At 44.1% G+C, this 16103-nt stretch carries 24 protein-coding genes and 1 pseudogene; 6 read left to right on the forward strand and 19 right to left on the reverse strand.

Annotated elements, in window-relative coordinates:
• From pcp to AC0YOA_RS12585, 3 genes are all read right to left on the reverse strand, one after another.
• Positions 1–648 carry a pyroglutamyl-peptidase I gene (gene pcp / locus AC0YOA_RS12575; protein ID WP_475786849.1) on the reverse strand — a complete coding sequence of 216 codons (648 nt, stop codon included), beginning with the start codon at positions 646–648 and terminating at the stop codon, positions 1–3.
• A 248-nt stretch (positions 649–896) separates the two neighbouring features.
• On the reverse strand, positions 897–1088 hold the full coding sequence (locus AC0YOA_RS12580) for a hypothetical protein (RefSeq protein ID WP_475786850.1): 192 nt from the start codon (positions 1086–1088) through the stop codon (positions 897–899).
• Between the two features lie 99 nt (positions 1089–1187).
• Complete coding sequence (locus AC0YOA_RS12585; RefSeq protein ID WP_475786851.1) at positions 1188–1358, reverse strand: hypothetical protein; 171 nt, start codon at positions 1356–1358, stop codon at positions 1188–1190.
• A 233-nt stretch (positions 1359–1591) separates the two neighbouring features.
• Here AC0YOA_RS12585 and AC0YOA_RS12590 point away from each other — a divergent pair, with 233 nt between their 5' ends.
• A complete protein-coding gene (locus tag AC0YOA_RS12590) occupies positions 1592–2041 on the forward strand; it encodes a DUF1569 domain-containing protein (protein ID WP_475786852.1) in 450 nt (149 codons plus the stop codon).
• A 67-nt stretch (positions 2042–2108) separates the two neighbouring features.
• On the opposite strand, the gene AC0YOA_RS12595 is transcribed toward AC0YOA_RS12590, so the two are convergent.
• The 5 genes from AC0YOA_RS12595 to AC0YOA_RS12615 form a co-directional block, all read right to left on the reverse strand.
• Positions 2109–2594, reverse strand: coding sequence for a DinB family protein (locus AC0YOA_RS12595; RefSeq protein WP_475786853.1), 486 nt, complete (start codon positions 2592–2594; stop codon positions 2109–2111).
• Between the two features lie 380 nt (positions 2595–2974).
• The gene (locus AC0YOA_RS12600; RefSeq protein ID WP_475786854.1) at positions 2975–3268 is read right to left on the reverse strand and encodes an aldo/keto reductase; all 294 of its coding nucleotides are present in this window, start codon (positions 3266–3268) and stop codon (positions 2975–2977) included.
• A 435-nt stretch (positions 3269–3703) separates the two neighbouring features.
• Entirely contained in the window at positions 3704–4069 is a 366-nt protein-coding gene (locus AC0YOA_RS12605; protein ID WP_475786855.1) for a GntR family transcriptional regulator, read from the reverse strand.
• Positions 4066–4722 carry an ABC-2 transporter permease gene (locus AC0YOA_RS12610; protein ID WP_475786856.1) on the reverse strand — a complete coding sequence of 219 codons (657 nt, stop codon included), beginning with the start codon at positions 4720–4722 and terminating at the stop codon, positions 4066–4068. The genes AC0YOA_RS12605 and AC0YOA_RS12610 overlap by 4 nt, the downstream gene beginning before the upstream one ends.
• Entirely contained in the window at positions 4715–5569 is an 855-nt protein-coding gene (locus AC0YOA_RS12615; protein ID WP_475786857.1) for an ABC transporter ATP-binding protein, read from the reverse strand. The genes AC0YOA_RS12610 and AC0YOA_RS12615 overlap by 8 nt, the downstream gene beginning before the upstream one ends.
• A 248-nt stretch (positions 5570–5817) precedes the next feature.
• Between AC0YOA_RS12615 and AC0YOA_RS12620 the strand changes: the two genes are divergently transcribed.
• Together AC0YOA_RS12620 and AC0YOA_RS12625 are read left to right on the forward strand one after the other, a co-directional pair.
• Positions 5818–6225, forward strand: coding sequence for a hypothetical protein (locus AC0YOA_RS12620; RefSeq protein ID WP_475786858.1), 408 nt, complete (start codon positions 5818–5820; stop codon positions 6223–6225).
• Between the two features lie 203 nt (positions 6226–6428).
• A complete protein-coding gene (locus tag AC0YOA_RS12625; protein WP_475786859.1) occupies positions 6429–6743 on the forward strand; it encodes a hypothetical protein in 315 nt (104 codons plus the stop codon).
• A gap of 43 nt (positions 6744–6786) precedes the next feature.
• Here AC0YOA_RS12625 and AC0YOA_RS12630 read toward each other — a convergent pair whose 3' ends face one another.
• The gene (locus AC0YOA_RS12630) at positions 6787–7038 is read right to left on the reverse strand and encodes a hypothetical protein (RefSeq protein ID WP_475786860.1); all 252 of its coding nucleotides are present in this window, start codon (positions 7036–7038) and stop codon (positions 6787–6789) included.
• A 142-nt stretch (positions 7039–7180) separates the two neighbouring features.
• A complete protein-coding gene (locus AC0YOA_RS12635) occupies positions 7181–7702 on the reverse strand; it encodes an N-acetyltransferase family protein (RefSeq protein ID WP_475786861.1) in 522 nt (173 codons plus the stop codon).
• Positions 7703–7775: 73 nt separating this feature from the next.
• Between AC0YOA_RS12635 and AC0YOA_RS12640 the strand changes: the two are divergent.
• Both AC0YOA_RS12640 and AC0YOA_RS12645 read left to right on the forward strand, forming a co-directional pair.
• Positions 7776–7904, forward strand: a pseudogene (locus AC0YOA_RS12640) (transposase domain-containing protein); the annotation flags it as partial.
• A 204-nt stretch (positions 7905–8108) separates the two neighbouring features.
• A complete protein-coding gene (locus tag AC0YOA_RS12645) occupies positions 8109–9047 on the forward strand; it encodes a helix-turn-helix transcriptional regulator (RefSeq protein ID WP_475786862.1) in 939 nt (312 codons plus the stop codon).
• Between the two features lie 68 nt (positions 9048–9115).
• On the opposite strand, the gene AC0YOA_RS12650 is transcribed toward AC0YOA_RS12645, so the two are convergent.
• The 7 genes from AC0YOA_RS12650 to AC0YOA_RS12680 all read right to left on the reverse strand — a co-directional run bounded on the left by AC0YOA_RS12650 (position 9116) and on the right by AC0YOA_RS12680 (position 14545).
• A complete protein-coding gene (locus tag AC0YOA_RS12650; RefSeq protein ID WP_475786863.1) occupies positions 9116–9613 on the reverse strand; it encodes a DinB family protein in 498 nt (165 codons plus the stop codon).
• A gap of 378 nt (positions 9614–9991) precedes the next feature.
• The gene (locus AC0YOA_RS12655; RefSeq protein WP_475786864.1) at positions 9992–10453 is read right to left on the reverse strand and encodes a DUF2269 family protein; all 462 of its coding nucleotides are present in this window, start codon (positions 10451–10453) and stop codon (positions 9992–9994) included.
• Positions 10454–10468: 15 nt separating this feature from the next.
• Complete coding sequence (locus AC0YOA_RS12660) at positions 10469–11197, reverse strand: NAD(P)-dependent oxidoreductase (RefSeq protein WP_475786865.1); 729 nt, start codon at positions 11195–11197, stop codon at positions 10469–10471.
• Positions 11198–11461: 264 nt separating this feature from the next.
• The gene (locus AC0YOA_RS12665) at positions 11462–11794 is read right to left on the reverse strand and encodes a winged helix-turn-helix transcriptional regulator (protein ID WP_475786866.1); all 333 of its coding nucleotides are present in this window, start codon (positions 11792–11794) and stop codon (positions 11462–11464) included.
• A 306-nt stretch (positions 11795–12100) separates the two neighbouring features.
• The gene (locus AC0YOA_RS12670) at positions 12101–12568 is read right to left on the reverse strand and encodes a hypothetical protein (protein WP_475786867.1); all 468 of its coding nucleotides are present in this window, start codon (positions 12566–12568) and stop codon (positions 12101–12103) included.
• A 332-nt stretch (positions 12569–12900) separates the two neighbouring features.
• Complete coding sequence (locus AC0YOA_RS12675; RefSeq protein ID WP_475786868.1) at positions 12901–13620, reverse strand: SDR family oxidoreductase; 720 nt, start codon at positions 13618–13620, stop codon at positions 12901–12903.
• 40 nt (positions 13621–13660) lie between these two features.
• Positions 13661–14545: an SDR family oxidoreductase gene (locus tag AC0YOA_RS12680; RefSeq protein WP_475786869.1), complete on the reverse strand. Its 885-nt coding sequence runs from the start codon at positions 14543–14545 to the stop codon at positions 13661–13663.
• 33 nt (positions 14546–14578) lie between these two features.
• Between AC0YOA_RS12680 and AC0YOA_RS12685 the strand changes: the two genes are divergently transcribed.
• Positions 14579–15037: a MerR family transcriptional regulator gene (locus tag AC0YOA_RS12685; protein WP_475786870.1), complete on the forward strand. Its 459-nt coding sequence runs from the start codon at positions 14579–14581 to the stop codon at positions 15035–15037.
• Positions 15038–15458: 421 nt separating this feature from the next.
• On the opposite strand, the gene AC0YOA_RS12690 is transcribed toward AC0YOA_RS12685, so the two are convergent.
• Both AC0YOA_RS12690 and AC0YOA_RS12695 read right to left on the reverse strand, forming a co-directional pair.
• Positions 15459–15779 carry a hypothetical protein gene (locus AC0YOA_RS12690; RefSeq protein ID WP_475786871.1) on the reverse strand — a complete coding sequence of 107 codons (321 nt, stop codon included), beginning with the start codon at positions 15777–15779 and terminating at the stop codon, positions 15459–15461.
• A gap of 114 nt (positions 15780–15893) precedes the next feature.
• Complete coding sequence (locus AC0YOA_RS12695; protein WP_475786872.1) at positions 15894–16097, reverse strand: hypothetical protein; 204 nt, start codon at positions 16095–16097, stop codon at positions 15894–15896.
• Positions 16098–16103: the final 6 nt, after the last annotated feature.

Below are 16103 nucleotides of genomic sequence, written 5' to 3' on the forward strand. Positions count from 1 at the left end.
TTAATAAAGCTGACCATCAGCAGCGGCAATATCGCTATCGTACTGCACGCTTATGCTTGCGGCAATTTCAATTGCTTTCACCATAACGTCCAGGCTCATGCTTGGCAATTGCGGCCGTGCGACAGTTTGGACAGGCAGATAAGGTATATGAATGAAGCCGCCTCGAATATTAGCAAATTCCGTTGCGATCATATGCTGGAGTCCGTAAAATAGATGGTTGCATACAAAAGTACCCGCGCTTTGAGATACAGAGGCTGGTATTCCGGCCTGGCGCATATGTGCTGCAATCGCCTTTACCGGCAGTGATGACCAATACGCTGCCGGACCGTCTACGACAATTTGCTCATCGATCGGTTGATTTCCCTCGTTGTCCGGGATGCGGGCATCGTCAATATTGATCGCCACTCGTTCGACCGCGATATCGCTTCGACCGCCGGCTTGTCCGATACAGATGACAACATCCGGCTTTACATCCAGAAGCATCTGCCTGAGTGCATAAATTGATTTTTTGAACACCGTCGGTATTTGCCTGACCTCCACCTCAAATCCTTCGTACATCTTAAGGTGAAAATGGCTGACCGCTTCCCAAGCGGGGTTAATCGCTTCCCCGCCAAACGGATCAAAGCCGGTTAGCAGCACTCTACTCATCCCATTCCCTCCACAGTCTGGCTTCAATGTATACTTATTTCTGCGCATCTCGCGGCATATTGCAGCATATTGCGGGGCCACCAAGCATCAGCAGGATACATGTTCATAGTACCTCAATCATACACTATTTTCTCTGCGGACAGACCAATCATAAACAATAGAAGCAAGACAAAGGAGCAGCACAGCTGCTCCTTTGTCTTGTAAATGGATATGAATCGGATCTCTTGAATCGGGTTTGATGTCCGTTTTTAAACGCGGTTACGATTACGGTTGCGACTGCCATGACGCTGCTTCTGATTCAGCAGGACCGCAAGCCCCATAATGATTACGCATGCGGCAGAGCCTATTTCGTAACCTTGTTCTCTTGCTCCCAATAGTCCGCCGATTTCTCCCACTGCAATCATACATAGTCCGCAAATCATGCCTGCTTTTCCGATCATTCTGAACACTCCCTCGTTTTTCTTATGTACTTATCTTAACGCATCGCCTATTCACAGATTAGTAGCAGTTATCATGAATATGGCATGACAATTGTCACATCAAACATGAGGGGAGCGTCTAGTCATATTTTCCAACGGAACGCTCCCGGGAACGACGGGCTGCAAGTCTTTTTCTTTTCCGTTCATCCATTTCCAGGCTTGCTTCGCCTCTTTTTCAATCTCCAATTGATTCTGGAACATCAGATACTCGGCAGAAAATATATTGATCATATTCGTTCACCTCATTAATCAAAATATCTTGATGAATCAGTGGATCAAACCCTATAATTATAAACGAACGGCAATCTGGAAAAGATACGGTGTTTTCTAGAGTCCTCACACCTCTCACTTCATTTTTCAAAAAAAAGCAATCGAAAAGAAATCACAGAAAAAGCATAAGATATAATGGAATTATAGTACTTAAAATACGGAGTGAAATACTCTAAATAAGGGGATCTACAATAATGGGGAATATTTTTAATCATACACATTCTATGGAAATTTTAGCCCGCATCGATAAATTAAGCACGCAATCACAATCGCAATGGGGACAAATGAATGTTGCCCAAATGCTGGCTCATTGCACATCATTCCAAGACATTCCAATGGGGAATTCTTTTCCACCGAGAGGTTGGATAGGGGTATTAATCGGAGGGTTTGTGAAACCACTTTTCTATAACGACAAGCCACTACCCCGCAATATGTCCACTATTCCAGCTATTTTGATTACAGAAGAAAAAGAGTTTGAGCAAGAAAAAGAAATACTGAAACAAAATATTATAGCATTCCAGAATAATGGGCCGGAGAGGTGTTCCACTCATCCCCATCCCTTTTTCGGAAAACTTACTCCCGAGCAATGGGGAATCGGAATTTACAAGCACCTGGATCATCATTTAAAACAGTTTGGCGTTTAGTCATTTAGATACCAAATTTTCATCTCTGAGCTATCGTACCCGTTAATTAATATGTCTTGGCTGGTCTTTAGTTATCCGCCAATCCATCCGTCATGATCAAATCCAGGTCCGGCGGGATATATCCTTTCATCCGTCCCATTGTGGCAATTTGCCCCTTGTGATGAAACTCGTGTGTCACGGTTTGTGTGAAAAGCCAGAGCGGTGTAGCTGTAAACTTTTGTCCATTGAACTGACCTTCAATTTGCAAATCCGATTCAAGCGCGAAGCGTTCCAGAAATTCGATAACCAATTGATCGACTTCCGCAAATACACTGCGCATCGCGGCCACATCCACAACCGTTTCCAATCTCCAATCGCAAGAGCGCCCCATACCGAACTCACCGAGCCAAAAAGCGTAGCATTCCGCAACATGGAAATGCGTTTCACGAATCGACCCACGCCCGAACTGCTCAATTTCCGTTATGTATTCATCGTCTGTCATTTTCTCACAGTAGCTAAACAGGATCCCCCGTGTACGTCTTACATAATCGTATTGCTTGAATAATAGCTCCACCCTGCATCTTCCTTTCTAATGTAGAAATTAACTCCTGCCCCACGCTGATTATTCAGTTCCCGTTTCCTGTTAGAATTCTTGCAGACTGGATATTTCTTGGTGTAAATAAAAAAAGCGCCTTTGTACGATGGGAGTATACAACGGGTCAAAAGGAAGCCCTGAAATCCACATCTGGAGGTCGCTCTACTATGAAGTTTATGGTACAGGTCCAACAAAATCAACTCATTCAAATTTATCGTTAATCTTCTTGTCTTTGCTGCAGGAATCGAGAAAAAGCCCTCAATCCCGAAGGAGAGAGGCTTTATGGTATTCATAATCTGCTGTTTTTGATTATCGCCTGGAGGCGCGTGTTTATTGGCGGCGGCGCAGGCGCTTGTCATCTATGGCCGGATTCGAGAAGACGTTGTCCGCTGCATTGACCTGATTTCGTCGATCCGGTCGAGGGTATACCCGTTCAGTTCCACATCCGCTCCAGCTAATAGATCCTTAAGCTGCTCTGAATTCCGTGCCCCGATCAGGACGGAAGTCACACCCGGGTGCGACAGGACAAACGCGTTGGCCAGGTGCGCCAATGGCATTCCCGCTTCTGCAGCAAGTTGAGTGAGCTGTTGAACGGCCTTTAGCTTCGCCTGATTTTCCGGTATTGAGAGGTCAAAATCCTTCGTCTGCTGCATGTACAAATATTTTGCTTCAAAAGAAGAAGTTATAGAGTCTACTGTGGCCTGTATTGTTGCTTATCATTTGATGAAGCATCAACTGTTTAAAAGTGAACAACTTCATACTATAGATGACTCCAATATGACAAGTAAAATTGATTTTATTACAACTAACATTACCCGTGATTTGTTTAGAGGACTGGGATGCCGCTATTTCTAAACTGTATAATTAGCTAATATTTTGGACAAGTTGAGACTCCTCTTCAAAATATAAAGAAAGTCCCGATGATTTATAAATTCATCGGGACTTTCTTCAGCGGTTTCACACATTTTTTACTGATCCCACAGTTTTTTATCACCAGACAACAGTGTTCGAAGATAATAAAGGTTTAGACTGCGTGAGCATTTAGTTTTCTATATAACTTATCTTTCGGCTATGCATCGGGGAGGCTGTTAATAAATCTTCTTCAACAGCTCAAAAACTTCATCTATGGTGAGGCCAAAGGATTTGTAGTATGAAGTGTCGCTAACCATTTGCTTCAAGATCATCTCGTTGCGTATTTGCAGCATCTCATTGGATGAGAATTCGGCCACAAAACACCCTTTACCCGTTACTGTATTGATCAAACCACGTCGTTCGAGTTCTTCCCAAGCTTTCTTTACGGTGATGACACTAATACGAAGCTCCTGGGCCGCTTGACGAATTGGCGGTAAGCAATAGCCGCTTTCTAACTCGCCTTTCAGAATTTGAGCGCTGATTTGTTCGAAAAGCTGCTGATAAATCGGTTTCTCAGATGTGTTCGAAATAGCTACGTTCATTGTATTTCCACTTTTAGAAACCGTTTAATCGCAATTCGATAAGCAATCATGGTGAATGCAATAAATATCACGATTCCCGCGACCAGGATGGAAGTTTGAAGGGCCATATTGTCAACACCGGCACCATAGAAAATGTCAGCTAAATAAGAATTCTGGATTCCCAACCATTGTGCAATTCCGGCAAAAAGCATAGCGGAAGCAATTGATGCTGTCGTTGCCGCACCATATTTATACGCCGTCCTGTAATACATAGAGATAAAGATAATATTGAAGGTCGCAAGCATGACAAAACATAGTCCCCAAAAACCCATGTATGGTCCGAAGAAATAGTAGGTCAGATTCGGGTATAAGCGAATCGTTATCATGCCATAGATCATGGCAATCACAATATGCAATAATTCCAGGATGACGATAACGGACACCCTTGCTTTCACCATGTCTTTTTTGGTTACAGGCATCATCGAGGTAAAGATTAAATCGTTCTGAATCCGAAATCCACCAAACATATTCGGTATCGTGATCCAGCAAAAATACAGAGGAACGAGAAAATATAACCAACCGGGAACGAGCATTAATGCGCCTATGAGAAACGGGAATACGAAAAACATAGGATTTACGCCTAATTTTAAATCCTTCATCACTAAGTTAACCATACATATCCTCCTTTTTCGCGAAATAAATCATGATTTCCTCGAGACTCGGCGTGGTTGCTTTAATGCCGGAAGAGGGATCGAAGTCTCGGGAGTGAATCAATCCCGTAAAGCCGAACGAATTTGTTTTGTAGGAAATCAACTTTTCCTTCACCTGGTTCAGTTGGCTCTCTTCACCGTTCAGCAAGCGATAGGACTCCATAAATTCGTCTTTCTCAGAACTGTTGATGATTTGCCCGCTTTCGATAAAGGTAATAAAGTCCGCGCATTTTTCCAAGTCGGATGTAATGTGAGTGGAGAAAAGAATACTGATTTCGCCATCTATGACGAGCTCTTGAAAAATATCCAACAGATCATCTCTTGCGACCGGATCGAGTCCGCTTGTTGGTTCATCGAGGATGAGCAGCTTCGCGCCATGGGATAAGGCTAGGGCCAAAGTGTACTTTACTTTCATTCCCGTCGACAAATCGGCAATTTTTTTGTTTTCATCCAATTTGAATCTTCTCAGATAGTTGTAATACGTTTCATCATCCCAATTTTTAAAAAATTTCTTAATCACATCGGTCAGTGTTTTCATTTTGCTTCGCATATAAAAATCGATGCCGCCAAATGCCCAGCCGATTTCCTGTTTCAATTCCAATTCATGTTCGGCCATATTGTTGCCCAGAATACGGACCTCACCGCTATCGATATGAACCATATTCAAGATCGATTTGATTGTGGTTGTTTTTCCTGCGCCATTGGCACCGATAAATCCCATAATATAACCCTTTTCAAGCTGAAACGATACATCCTTTAACTGAAAATTTTGATATTTCTTATTTAAATTTCGAATGTCTAATGCCAGCATACAGTACCTCCTTGATATATTGTGTATGTTGTTCATGCACAATATATCACGGGGAGTTTGTTAAGTCAATGAACCAGCTTAAACAAAAAATTATAAAGACCATTGACATCATTCTCTATCGCAAATATACTGAGCATACACAATATACACAATTAACAAAGGAGTTGTCATATGTTAGCTTTAGATTTATTCGACTTGGCCACAAAATCCAAACAGGAGCCAAATTAACGGCAGAAAGGAAACCGACTATGAATCGTAATGCTGCGGACTACGCTGTATCGGCAGAAAACTCTATTTCGTTTATTATTAAACTGCAATTCGTCTTTTTTCTGATGAGCCTCTTGCTTGTGCTGCTCGATTTTTTCGTGAGGGACTCTATCAACCAGTTTGTATGGATCCGGTCGCTCGTACTTACTGTTTTATCCCTTGTGTACATCCGAATCGGAATGCGACTGCGGACAGGTAAGCGCTCCACCTATTTCCGAGTTTTGATCATCGCAATACTCGGCACTCTGGGGATTGTCGCTATCTCGGTCAATGGTGAGGTATACCCGCTCTGGATGCGCGTTGAGCAGTGCGTGCAGGGAATCGTATTGATCGGCATAGCGGTCGTTTTGTTCCGCCCCAGCGTACGGGCCAAATTCGCGAGGGCCTAACGAATTATGTCGATTTTGATTATTTCCCCGACCTTCGTTTACACGAGACAACAATAAAACAAAAAAAAAGGACTTTATACAATTGCATATGTATAACGTCCTTTTTTCCATTAATTCAATTTGGCTTCTTTCACGATGGCTGATCCGACTCAAGAATAAGACAACCATTAATTATCATAACTTAAGAAAAAAGGATGAAGGTGATGATAAAATTGAAAATAAATAAAAAACTAATTTTATTTTACACAATCAAGGATTCAACAATTAAAAAAGTTATTATTACAGTGATAAAAAAGTTGAAAATAAACAAAAAACCAATTGTATTTTATACGATCAAAGGTTCAACAATTAAAAAAATTATTATTTTTGACATCTTTATTGGCACTGGAATATATTATATTTTAAAGATAATTATTTCAAGCACTATAATTGCAACTATAGGAAGTCTAATCGGAACGGAAGGAGCTAAAAAACTTAATTTCGTTGACGTCCGGAAGGAAGATGTGATAACCCTGTGACGTTCTCAGTTCATCTGAACACGACCAGTCCGCTATCGTGCCGTTAGTTGGGTTGATCACCTCGCTCTTTAATGATAGTGTCAGCAAAAAACACAGAACCTAATATAGTAAGGAATAACCCGATAAAGAAAGTCCAATTTGTAATACCCCAAATATAGGGTGGCGTTAAGCCCTTCACTCCCTCCATTTGTAATGTTCTGCTTGAAACAGCAATAAAGATTAACACCTTTTCTAATCCGCTTAATCCCATTAAACTTATACCCGAAACCAATATTGCGAGACCTAAGCTTTTCAATATTTCTACCTCCTTTGCTACATAGGTATTATGATTTATGATAATCATTCTCCGATGGCTTTGTTAAAACCATTAAAAATAATCAACAAACCAAAGTGGAGCTGCCCCGAAGTAAGCAACTCCACTATCGTTAAATAATTTATTACAATTTAGATAATACCTCGCCAATATTACTCCACTCATATATAAGGAGATTCAGTTCATTACCGGCAATTGTGATCATTTCCGATTTACATAAATTGGCACCATAATATTCGTAGAAATAACGAGTTTTATTATCTTCTAATACCTCAACAAAGACTCTATTGTAACCGAGCTCTTCAAATTGAAGAAAAAGTTTTTTTAAAAGTTGCTTCCCTACACCTTTTCCATGATATTCTTCAAGCAAATATATAGATGTCAAATCACCAGAACTATCAATATTATTACTTTCTCTTTTTCCGCAATCTGCAAATCCTACGATTTCCCCCTCATTATTTAATGCGACAAACACATAATTCCCCTTTTTAGAGATATTACGATCCCACAGATCCTTTCGCTGGTCATAAGACAGGTTCTTTAAAAACTCATCCGGAATAATGTTTTTATAAGTAGATTTCCAGCTATCGACGTGAACCTTTGCAATACCCTTTGCATCTTCTAAACAAGCTTTTCTTATGTACATTGAATCTCCCCCTCCCGCAGAACGCAATGCTCAAAATAGATATTCGTTCTGATTACAAATTCCCCTCCTTCAGTTGAACCCGTTCCAATATTTTAAGTACCTGTTCGAGCAGCTTCCCGATCCCAGAGCTCCTCAAGCGTTGGATGATTTCCTGCCGTGGTCACCGAAGCAGCCGCTGACTTGTCGCGTGTTCAAATCTTGATTCCAGCATAGCTAAGCCCACATCTTGAGGACAAGATGTGGGCTATTTGATGCTTAAAAATGAACAAAGAACAAGTATATGAACCATTCATGGAAAATAAAGCAGGGGCATACTGACGAGCGTCGAATCTATAATTGAAAAATCCGGTTCATAATCGAGTATGATGAATCGTTACACTCACCCCATTTAAGGAGGTTTCAAACATTGAAGGTCCATCGTCTCCTTTCTATCGTTATGCATCTGCTAAGCCGCAAAAGAATGAGCGGACAGGAGCTGGCCGATTTGTTCGAGGTATCCCTGCGGACCATCTATCGTGACCTGGAAACCATCAATAGCGCCGGGATCCCAATCATCTCTTATTCCGGCACGAACGGCGGTTATGAAATCATGGAGCAGTATCATATCGACAGACAAATCGTCACATTCGAAGACCTCCATTCCATTATGAATGCGTTAAAAGGCATTCAATCTTCCCTTGATGATCCTGATCTGGCCGATCTGATGGTGAAAGTTGGCGCACTTGTGACCAAATCTGAGCAAAGCCGGCTTGAGGAAGCTGGCGAAACACTCATATTCGATACGAACATCTGGCGAGGCGGCCATGTAGACAGGTCTATGATTGCAAGGCTCCGGCAGGCAGCCAGGGATCGATTCGTCGTTCTTTTCGTGTATACGAATTCCGAAGGGATGGGAGAGCTGCGGACTGTGGAACCCATCGGCTTGGCGTGGAAAGGCTATGCCTGGTACTTATACGCCTATTGCAGGCTTCGAAGCGACTATCGAACCTTCAGATTATCCCGGTTGAAAGAACTTGTTGTATCGGATGAAAGGTTCATGCGCAGAAATATGAGCTTGGAGGAACTTGACGTCAGATGGGGTAAACAACAAGATAGAGCGAATCTGATAAGAATGGTGCTGCGCTTCCATCCCCGGGCGCGAGTCAAGGTCGAAGAATATTTCCCTCCTGAGGAAATTACTATCGCAGAGGATGGCTATTTCATCGTGAGAACAGAGCACGCCGAGGATGTATGGTTATATGGAACCTTGCTGAGTTATGGTATAGATGTTACGGTCATCGAGCCGAAGCATTTGGCCAATAGCATCAAAGAACGGTCACTACAGATTTATAGCCTTTACGAATAAAGGTTTTACACTGCTGCCAAACCGCATATCTTAGTGATGCGTTGAATGATGGGCGCCTTCATTTATGTTTAAACCGGGGCTTCCATCCCCATGCTGATCCACTCTTCTTTGGAAGGACCGTAAATTCCGATAACAGGAAGTCCCGCTTGGCGCATCAAGATGGTTAACTGTCCGCGGTGGTGAATTTCGTGCTTGAGGAAGATCGCTAACGTGAAACCGTTCTTCCATTGTTGACCGAACATATTCACTGATTCCTGCAGCTTCTCATTCGTCCACTGTGTCTGCACCGCCTCGATGAGGGCAGCGGAAGCGGCGCGATACGCTCGAACAATCTCCGCTGCGGATTCAGGAGCCATGCTGTGCTCGGGCGGCGCTTCGAAATCGAGACCAGTCGGTTTCAGAATGCCGCCTGATGGCACCAGATGCCATGCCAGAGTTCCGAGCGTACGGACGCCTGATGCGATCTCTTGCTTCAATGACGCGTCCGTCAAGGAACTCAGAAGTTGCTGCGTAAACTTGGACTCATTCTGGTACTCGTTAATGAAGCTTTGAACGGATTGATACATAGGGGAAAACCTCCTAATTTGGTCTTTGTTGTTTGTTGAGTTATTTGAAAACTCATTTGCAATTCCTATTATAAGAAGCTCCGACTGACAACTGTGTGTCAGCAAATTTTAAATCAAACAAAAAAACGATAAGAATGAAGTAAGTACCGCTTTAATCATGGGCGAAAGGTAATCGGACTTCTTTTTCAGATCGTCTTGCCGCGATGCAGGTTCATGAACCTCGATGCCGACAAAAGGCTGCCACGCGGCAGCCCTTTGGTTATTGAACATCATTCCTCATTAGTGGGACAAAGGGCTGCGCACGGCAGCCTTTTCGATATTGATTCATCCCTTCCTGGTGCTACCCAGGGGCCGATTGTTAAAGGGTTGACGAATTCTTTAGAATGGTTTAAGGATCATAAGTACGGTTATGGCAATCATAAGCAGCTGTGACGCCGTCTCGATTGGTACAATCTTTTTCATCAATCGACCGAGCTCGGAGGGTACTTCATCCCCTTTGCTTTGACTTATAGATACAATCTCCATGACCTTTTTCATGCGCGGCCCGATCAATCCCTCGATCGTGGCGACCATGAGCAGCGATAGAAGGATCGATATATTTAGCCACATTTGGGACAACCCCATCTTCGTTATGATCATAAGCCAAACCCCGGTAATAATAAGTACGGCTCCGCCAATTTTAGGCAGGATGGCAAGCTTGTTCGTTACATCAAAAGCAAAGCGCAACTGGCCGGCGGTTCTAACGGACCTTCGAATGAAGGGTACCACGATAGCGGGACCGATTACCGCGATAGAAGCCAATATATGAAAAACGAGGAGCCCTCCAAACAAACTGATCATCTCCCTTCTTGCTCCTTAGCGCACCGGAATATCGCTTTGATAGGCGAGACCGACCCTTTTTCTCTTAAAAGGCCCTCCGAGCTCGATATGGTCCAGCATGCATTTCACGACATCATCATAAGCAACATCCAGCTCTTGAAGCCGACTGAACAAGTAACCGGCTATATCGGCCTCGGAAAATTCCTTAATGGTCTTCGGAATTGATATGGGCAAGGTTTCCGTTGTCACATGCAGACGAACCGGCGCAGGAGGCTCTATGGAATCCATCATAGTTCCCGGACACATAATTGACCAATCAAGCTCAGACTGCAGCAGTCGTTCAAAATTCCGGTTGTGATTTTTATACGCGGGAGGAAAGCCGGGCAGATTGTTGCCAATGAGATCCGTATATGGAATATCCAGCAGGCCGGCACCTCCCATTACCCATACCCTCCCGGAAAAACTAGGGTGGATTTCACATTGGCTTATAATGTTATCAACGAGACGAACGAACTCATCTCCTTGACCTGCATGGCCGGCAGCAATAATAGCGGCGTCTTGATGCGAGAGCGCCTCGCCGACGCTTACCGGGTTCATGATATCGTCCACGATCACCTTCACATGCTTGGCGGAACGCTCTCCTTGCTGTTCATAAAACTTCTCGGAGTTCCGCACGAATGCGGTCATTTCATGTCCCATTTTACATCCTTGCACAAGCGCTCTTCTCCCCGTATTTCCCGTTGCTCCGAAAACAATAATTTTCATCGTTTTTTCCTCCTTTTATAATTGACTCCCGATATTTCATCTCTGGATTGACTCAAGCTTAGCATCGTTTAAAAATCTTGATAAGAACCCACTTTAATGTAGGGTCCTTACTTAAAAGTAAGTATTAAGCAGCAAGGGTTATCCATGATGGTCCATGGCGAAAATCTTAAAGGAAGGTTGACTGTAAATAGCAAAAGCTGCCAGGGAAAATCCCGTGGCAGCTTTTGCTATCTTGAATTAGTGTGCAAATGAAATGAACCAGCTTTAAGAAGCAGATTCTTCATATTTCCGCTTATTATGGTTTTCTCCCCAAGCACACATGACTTCTGCTACAGGAATCAATGTTGTACCATATTCACTAAGGGAATATTCTACTTTTGGAGGGACGGTGGGGTAGACCGTTCTATCGATTATGCCCTCTCGTTCCAAGTCCCGCAGATGTTGTGAAAGCATTTTTTGAGAAACATCAGGTATAAGCTTTTCCAGATCGTTGAATCGCTTATTGGATTGGATCAAATGCCATAAAATCATTGGTTTCCATTTGCCGCCTAGAACATGAATGATTGTCTCCACTGGACATTCAAGCTGATGAATCATTATAAATCATCCCCTTACCTTTAAGTAAGTTCATTACCCTAAAGTATACACTTAAGAAAACATTACAGGATGTTTGCTATCCGGTCAACCAAATAAAATAAATTCGTTTTCGGATTCAAAATCGGTTGCGAAGATTAAACGAGGCTAATGAAATGGGGTTATTCTCCTCTATAACTGCCCGTTCAACGAAATGCAGCCGATCATTTCGACCGACTGCAATCCCGTCTTTTATTCAATTATCGTACCCGTTATTTTAATGACCTGGTTGTTGCGCTATCGTTCTCCGTTAGCTCAGCGATCCATCTCTTATGCAACTACTCGAAAGTATTTATTAGCAGCGGGCCGATACATTAGAATCAATGCAGTAATTACCGAAGACAAATGAACAATTCGACTTAACCCGAACAAACTGGAGTATAATGTCATACCAGTAAACGCTTTATCAAGTGAATTTCCTTCTAAGATCCAATGGATTGGATCAATTAGCAAGGAAAAAGTTCCAATCCCACCGAGAAGTATTGTTAGAGCTAAACGGGCCCAGTTTTTTCCGCGGTACATTTTAATAATCACGAAGACAAGGGCGGCAAATATTATGGATCTGAGCCCAACCGCGATAAGAATACTGCTTCCGGCTTCAGAGTCTTTAGATAGCATTTGAGTAACAGCGATAATCATTTCAAACACTCCCGCTGAAATTGCAACAAGCCAAAACAAATAAGACTTTTTCACCTCCTGCGGAATCCTCTTCTTAATCATCATAACATTCCCTTCCATCTGATTATATCTCCAGCTTACTTGGAAAGGGTGTATTCCAAAACCATCCCGAGCCTGATCATAGCTCGGTCTACAGCCTCAATATTTCTTGAGCCTCATTTGAAAGAAGTGCATATGTAACATCAACTCTAAACATAGACATGATTCATCATTTATACCTCCCTGTTGTTGAAATTAGCTGACCAGGCTGCCTGTCTCCCGGGCAACCTGGTCCAATTGCGTAATCGTACCCGTTACAATCGGTTTTCTGCTAACCATCAAGTAATACAAAATCGCCGCACCGAGCAAAATATGTCCGGTACGGCGATGTTTGGGTCGAATGACGAAGAGAATTACGAAAGGATCGCGCCGCCTTCGATTTGAATGACAGAGCCGGTCGTAAATGTATTTTTAGCCAAGTACACATACGCCTCGGCGATCTCTTCAGGCTTTGCAACATGCTTCAGCAAAAGTGATTGCGCAATCGCTTGGAACATCGCTTCGCGACTTTCCTCGTCCATCCTGCTGAAAATGGGTGTATCCACCACCCCAGGCGACACTGCGTTGACTCGAATCGGTGCCAAATCCACCGCCAAGCCGCGAACAAGCCCATCAATTGCTGAGTTGATCGCAGCCACCGTCGAGGAGCCTTGTGCCGGGCGTATGCTAAATGCACCGGAGGTCAGGGTGATTGACCCGGACTTCTTGATAAAAGGCAATGCGGCTTTCACACTCACGTATTGTCCCCAGAACTTGCTATCGAACGCTGCCCTTGCATGATCGGTGGGCAAAGTATCAAAGGGCGTCATAGCCGAATCTCCGGCGGCCGTAACGACGAGGTCATCGAAGGGGCCAATGTTCTCAAAGAATTGTTTCGTCTGGCTTTCATCCCGGAAATCCAGTACTTGCCCTTGTGCTGTCTGACCAAGCTTCTTCTTCGCCGCGTCTACTTTATTCTGTGACCGGCCGGCGACGATGACCTGAGCACCTTGGGTGAGGAATGATTTCGCGACTGCCAGGCCAATACCCGAAGTACCTCCTATGATGACGGCACGATGATTTTGCAATGACATGTTTCATACCTCCTTGTGATCGACAACAATCGATGGGCGTTCAGTTTTTGAAATAGTGACCCTCTTCGAGGTCCGGGATCAGTGAGGCGTGCTCTGGCCGCCATCCCAAGCGTTCCTGGGTTAGTAGGCTCGACGTAGGGTTGTCGGCTGATGCGGCGAAGGAAAGCCAGCCGAAGTGGACGTCTGCCTCTTCACGGGAAATGCTGACCACCGGCAGGTTCAGGTGGCGACCGATGACGCCAGCGATATCACGGAATGGCACACCCTCATCGCCGACCCCATGCAGCCGTGAGCCCGCCGGCGCGGCTTCCACCGCCAAACGAAACAGGCGCGCCGCATCGAGGCGATGCACGGCCGACCAGCGGTTGGACCCGTCGCCGATGTAGGCGGAGAAGCCCTTGGTGCGGGCGATGTCGATAAGGGTCGGGACGAAGCCATGATCGCCCGGGCCGTGCACGGACGGTGCGAGACGGACGATTGATGATCGCACTCCGCGCTTAACCAGCGCAATCGCCGCCTCTTCGGAGCGCCTCGGCGTAGTCGGGATCGGCGCGTCCCCTTCCGACCCGAGGCGTCCTGGTTTGAGCATGAGCGTCCCCGAGGTGACTACGAAAGGTTTGTCGGAGCCCTCGAGCGCTGCTCCGATCGCCTCGATCGCCAGCCTATCGGTCTCAGCGGCGGCCGCAAAGTCCGAGAAGTCGTGAATGAAGGCCAGGTGAATGACGCCGTCCGCTGCGGCGGCGCCACTGCGAAGGCTGTCGAGGTCGTCGAGGGCGCCGTGATGCACAACGGCTCCGGCCGCCGTCAATGCTGCAACAGCCTTGTCTGAGCGGGCAAGGCCGACGACCTGATGCCCTGCATCGATGAGTTCGCGGACGACAGCCGAACCGATGAAGCCCGTGGCTCCTGTGACAAAAACACGCATAATGAAGTCCTCCTAAAATGAATGATTACTTACATGTGCAATGATAAAGTATTGAGTGCACTCGATAGCAATACGGTTCGAATCAATGCTATAATAAAGATTATGGAAAACAAATTTTCAAGCAAACACGTTTCTGAAGAGACGGGATTAAGCATCCATACCTTACGATACTATGAGCAAATCGGGTTAATTGACGGTATAGAACGGGACGAAAATGGATATCGTAAGTATTCAGAATCCGATATCGTATGGTTTCAAGTTTTAAGTTACTTTCGAGCGATGGGGATGCCCATTCGGGAGATGCAGGAGTTTATCGCCTTGAAAAATAGTAAAGTCTCCACAATAACAGCTCGACGAGAATTCATGGAAACTTATCGCAGGAAAGTTATCGATCAAATGAAGGAACTTGAAAAGACGCTGGATAAAGTCGATGATAAAATCATTTTTTTCAAAAATCTAGAGGACTCAGATAAGCTACAAAAGAACAGATAATAAAACAGTGATTCTACCATGTTAAGAACGTTAGCAGTGAAGGACATCTGAACAAGACACCATGTTTAATGAACTAGTCCATAAAAGTGAAGAAGGAGCTGCCGCGGCAGCTCCTTCTTCAAATGTCTTTATTATTCTATCGTGATCCGTTAGCTCAAGAAAGGAACTAGGCATAACCTCCCGCAAGGAAGAGTAACCAACCAATATTGCAGTACTATTGCATGTCCGACTTTTCATCAATAAATAGCCGTCCAAGCTCAGTTAATTAATTATAGTATCGGTTAGCCTCAACGAACTTCACGATTTTAGCTTCTGTATCGGTAGACTCAACGGTGCAAATCCAGGGAATCGTACCCAGTCAGCTTAACATCCTCCAGACCTCTTCCGCTCATTATACAAGCATTTTATTGTCGCAATACATTTACGAATTTACAGAATTCTTCACCTTCTTCTTTTGCACTAGGTTATCTGATAAAGTTATTGTTTCGTTCTTTTCATTCCAGCAAATTGAAACCTCTACTGGCTCTTTAATTTTATTGTTTATTTGGATTTTACCCGTTAGTCTATAGGGGGCAGGAACGGGTTGATGCACATTTCCATCAGCTGTTAATGAACCTGTAGTTAATTTGTAGGAGATATTATCTAGCTCTTCTTCTTTTCCAATGTAAAGAATTGAATAGGCTCCATTTGGGTTAAAGTTGACTTTCCCAATTTGAACTTTCTCCACGCCAGTTTTTTTCACTGCAGCCTACCATGAGTATAGAGACGAGAAGGATAACAACCATTGTCAATGCTTGTGCTTGTTTGCTGATGTTCACTTTGCCTCCTTGAGGAATCCTGAAGATTGGTTGATTGACTATTCAATATTTATGCGTTTTGGTGCGGACACGACTTTCCAAATCCTAAAAATGACCAATACCTGAACGGCCTGATCCTTTAGTCCGGTCATCGGACCTTCAAATACGAGTGCGGGTAACTTTTCACTTCCCGAGTGATTTTCCGGTAAAAATACTTGCCCCACAACATTCAAACCATCCGATATGAAAGACGCTTTTTCCATTTTGTC

It is taken from the genome of Paenibacillus sp. JT22N12, from assembly GCF_056269365.1.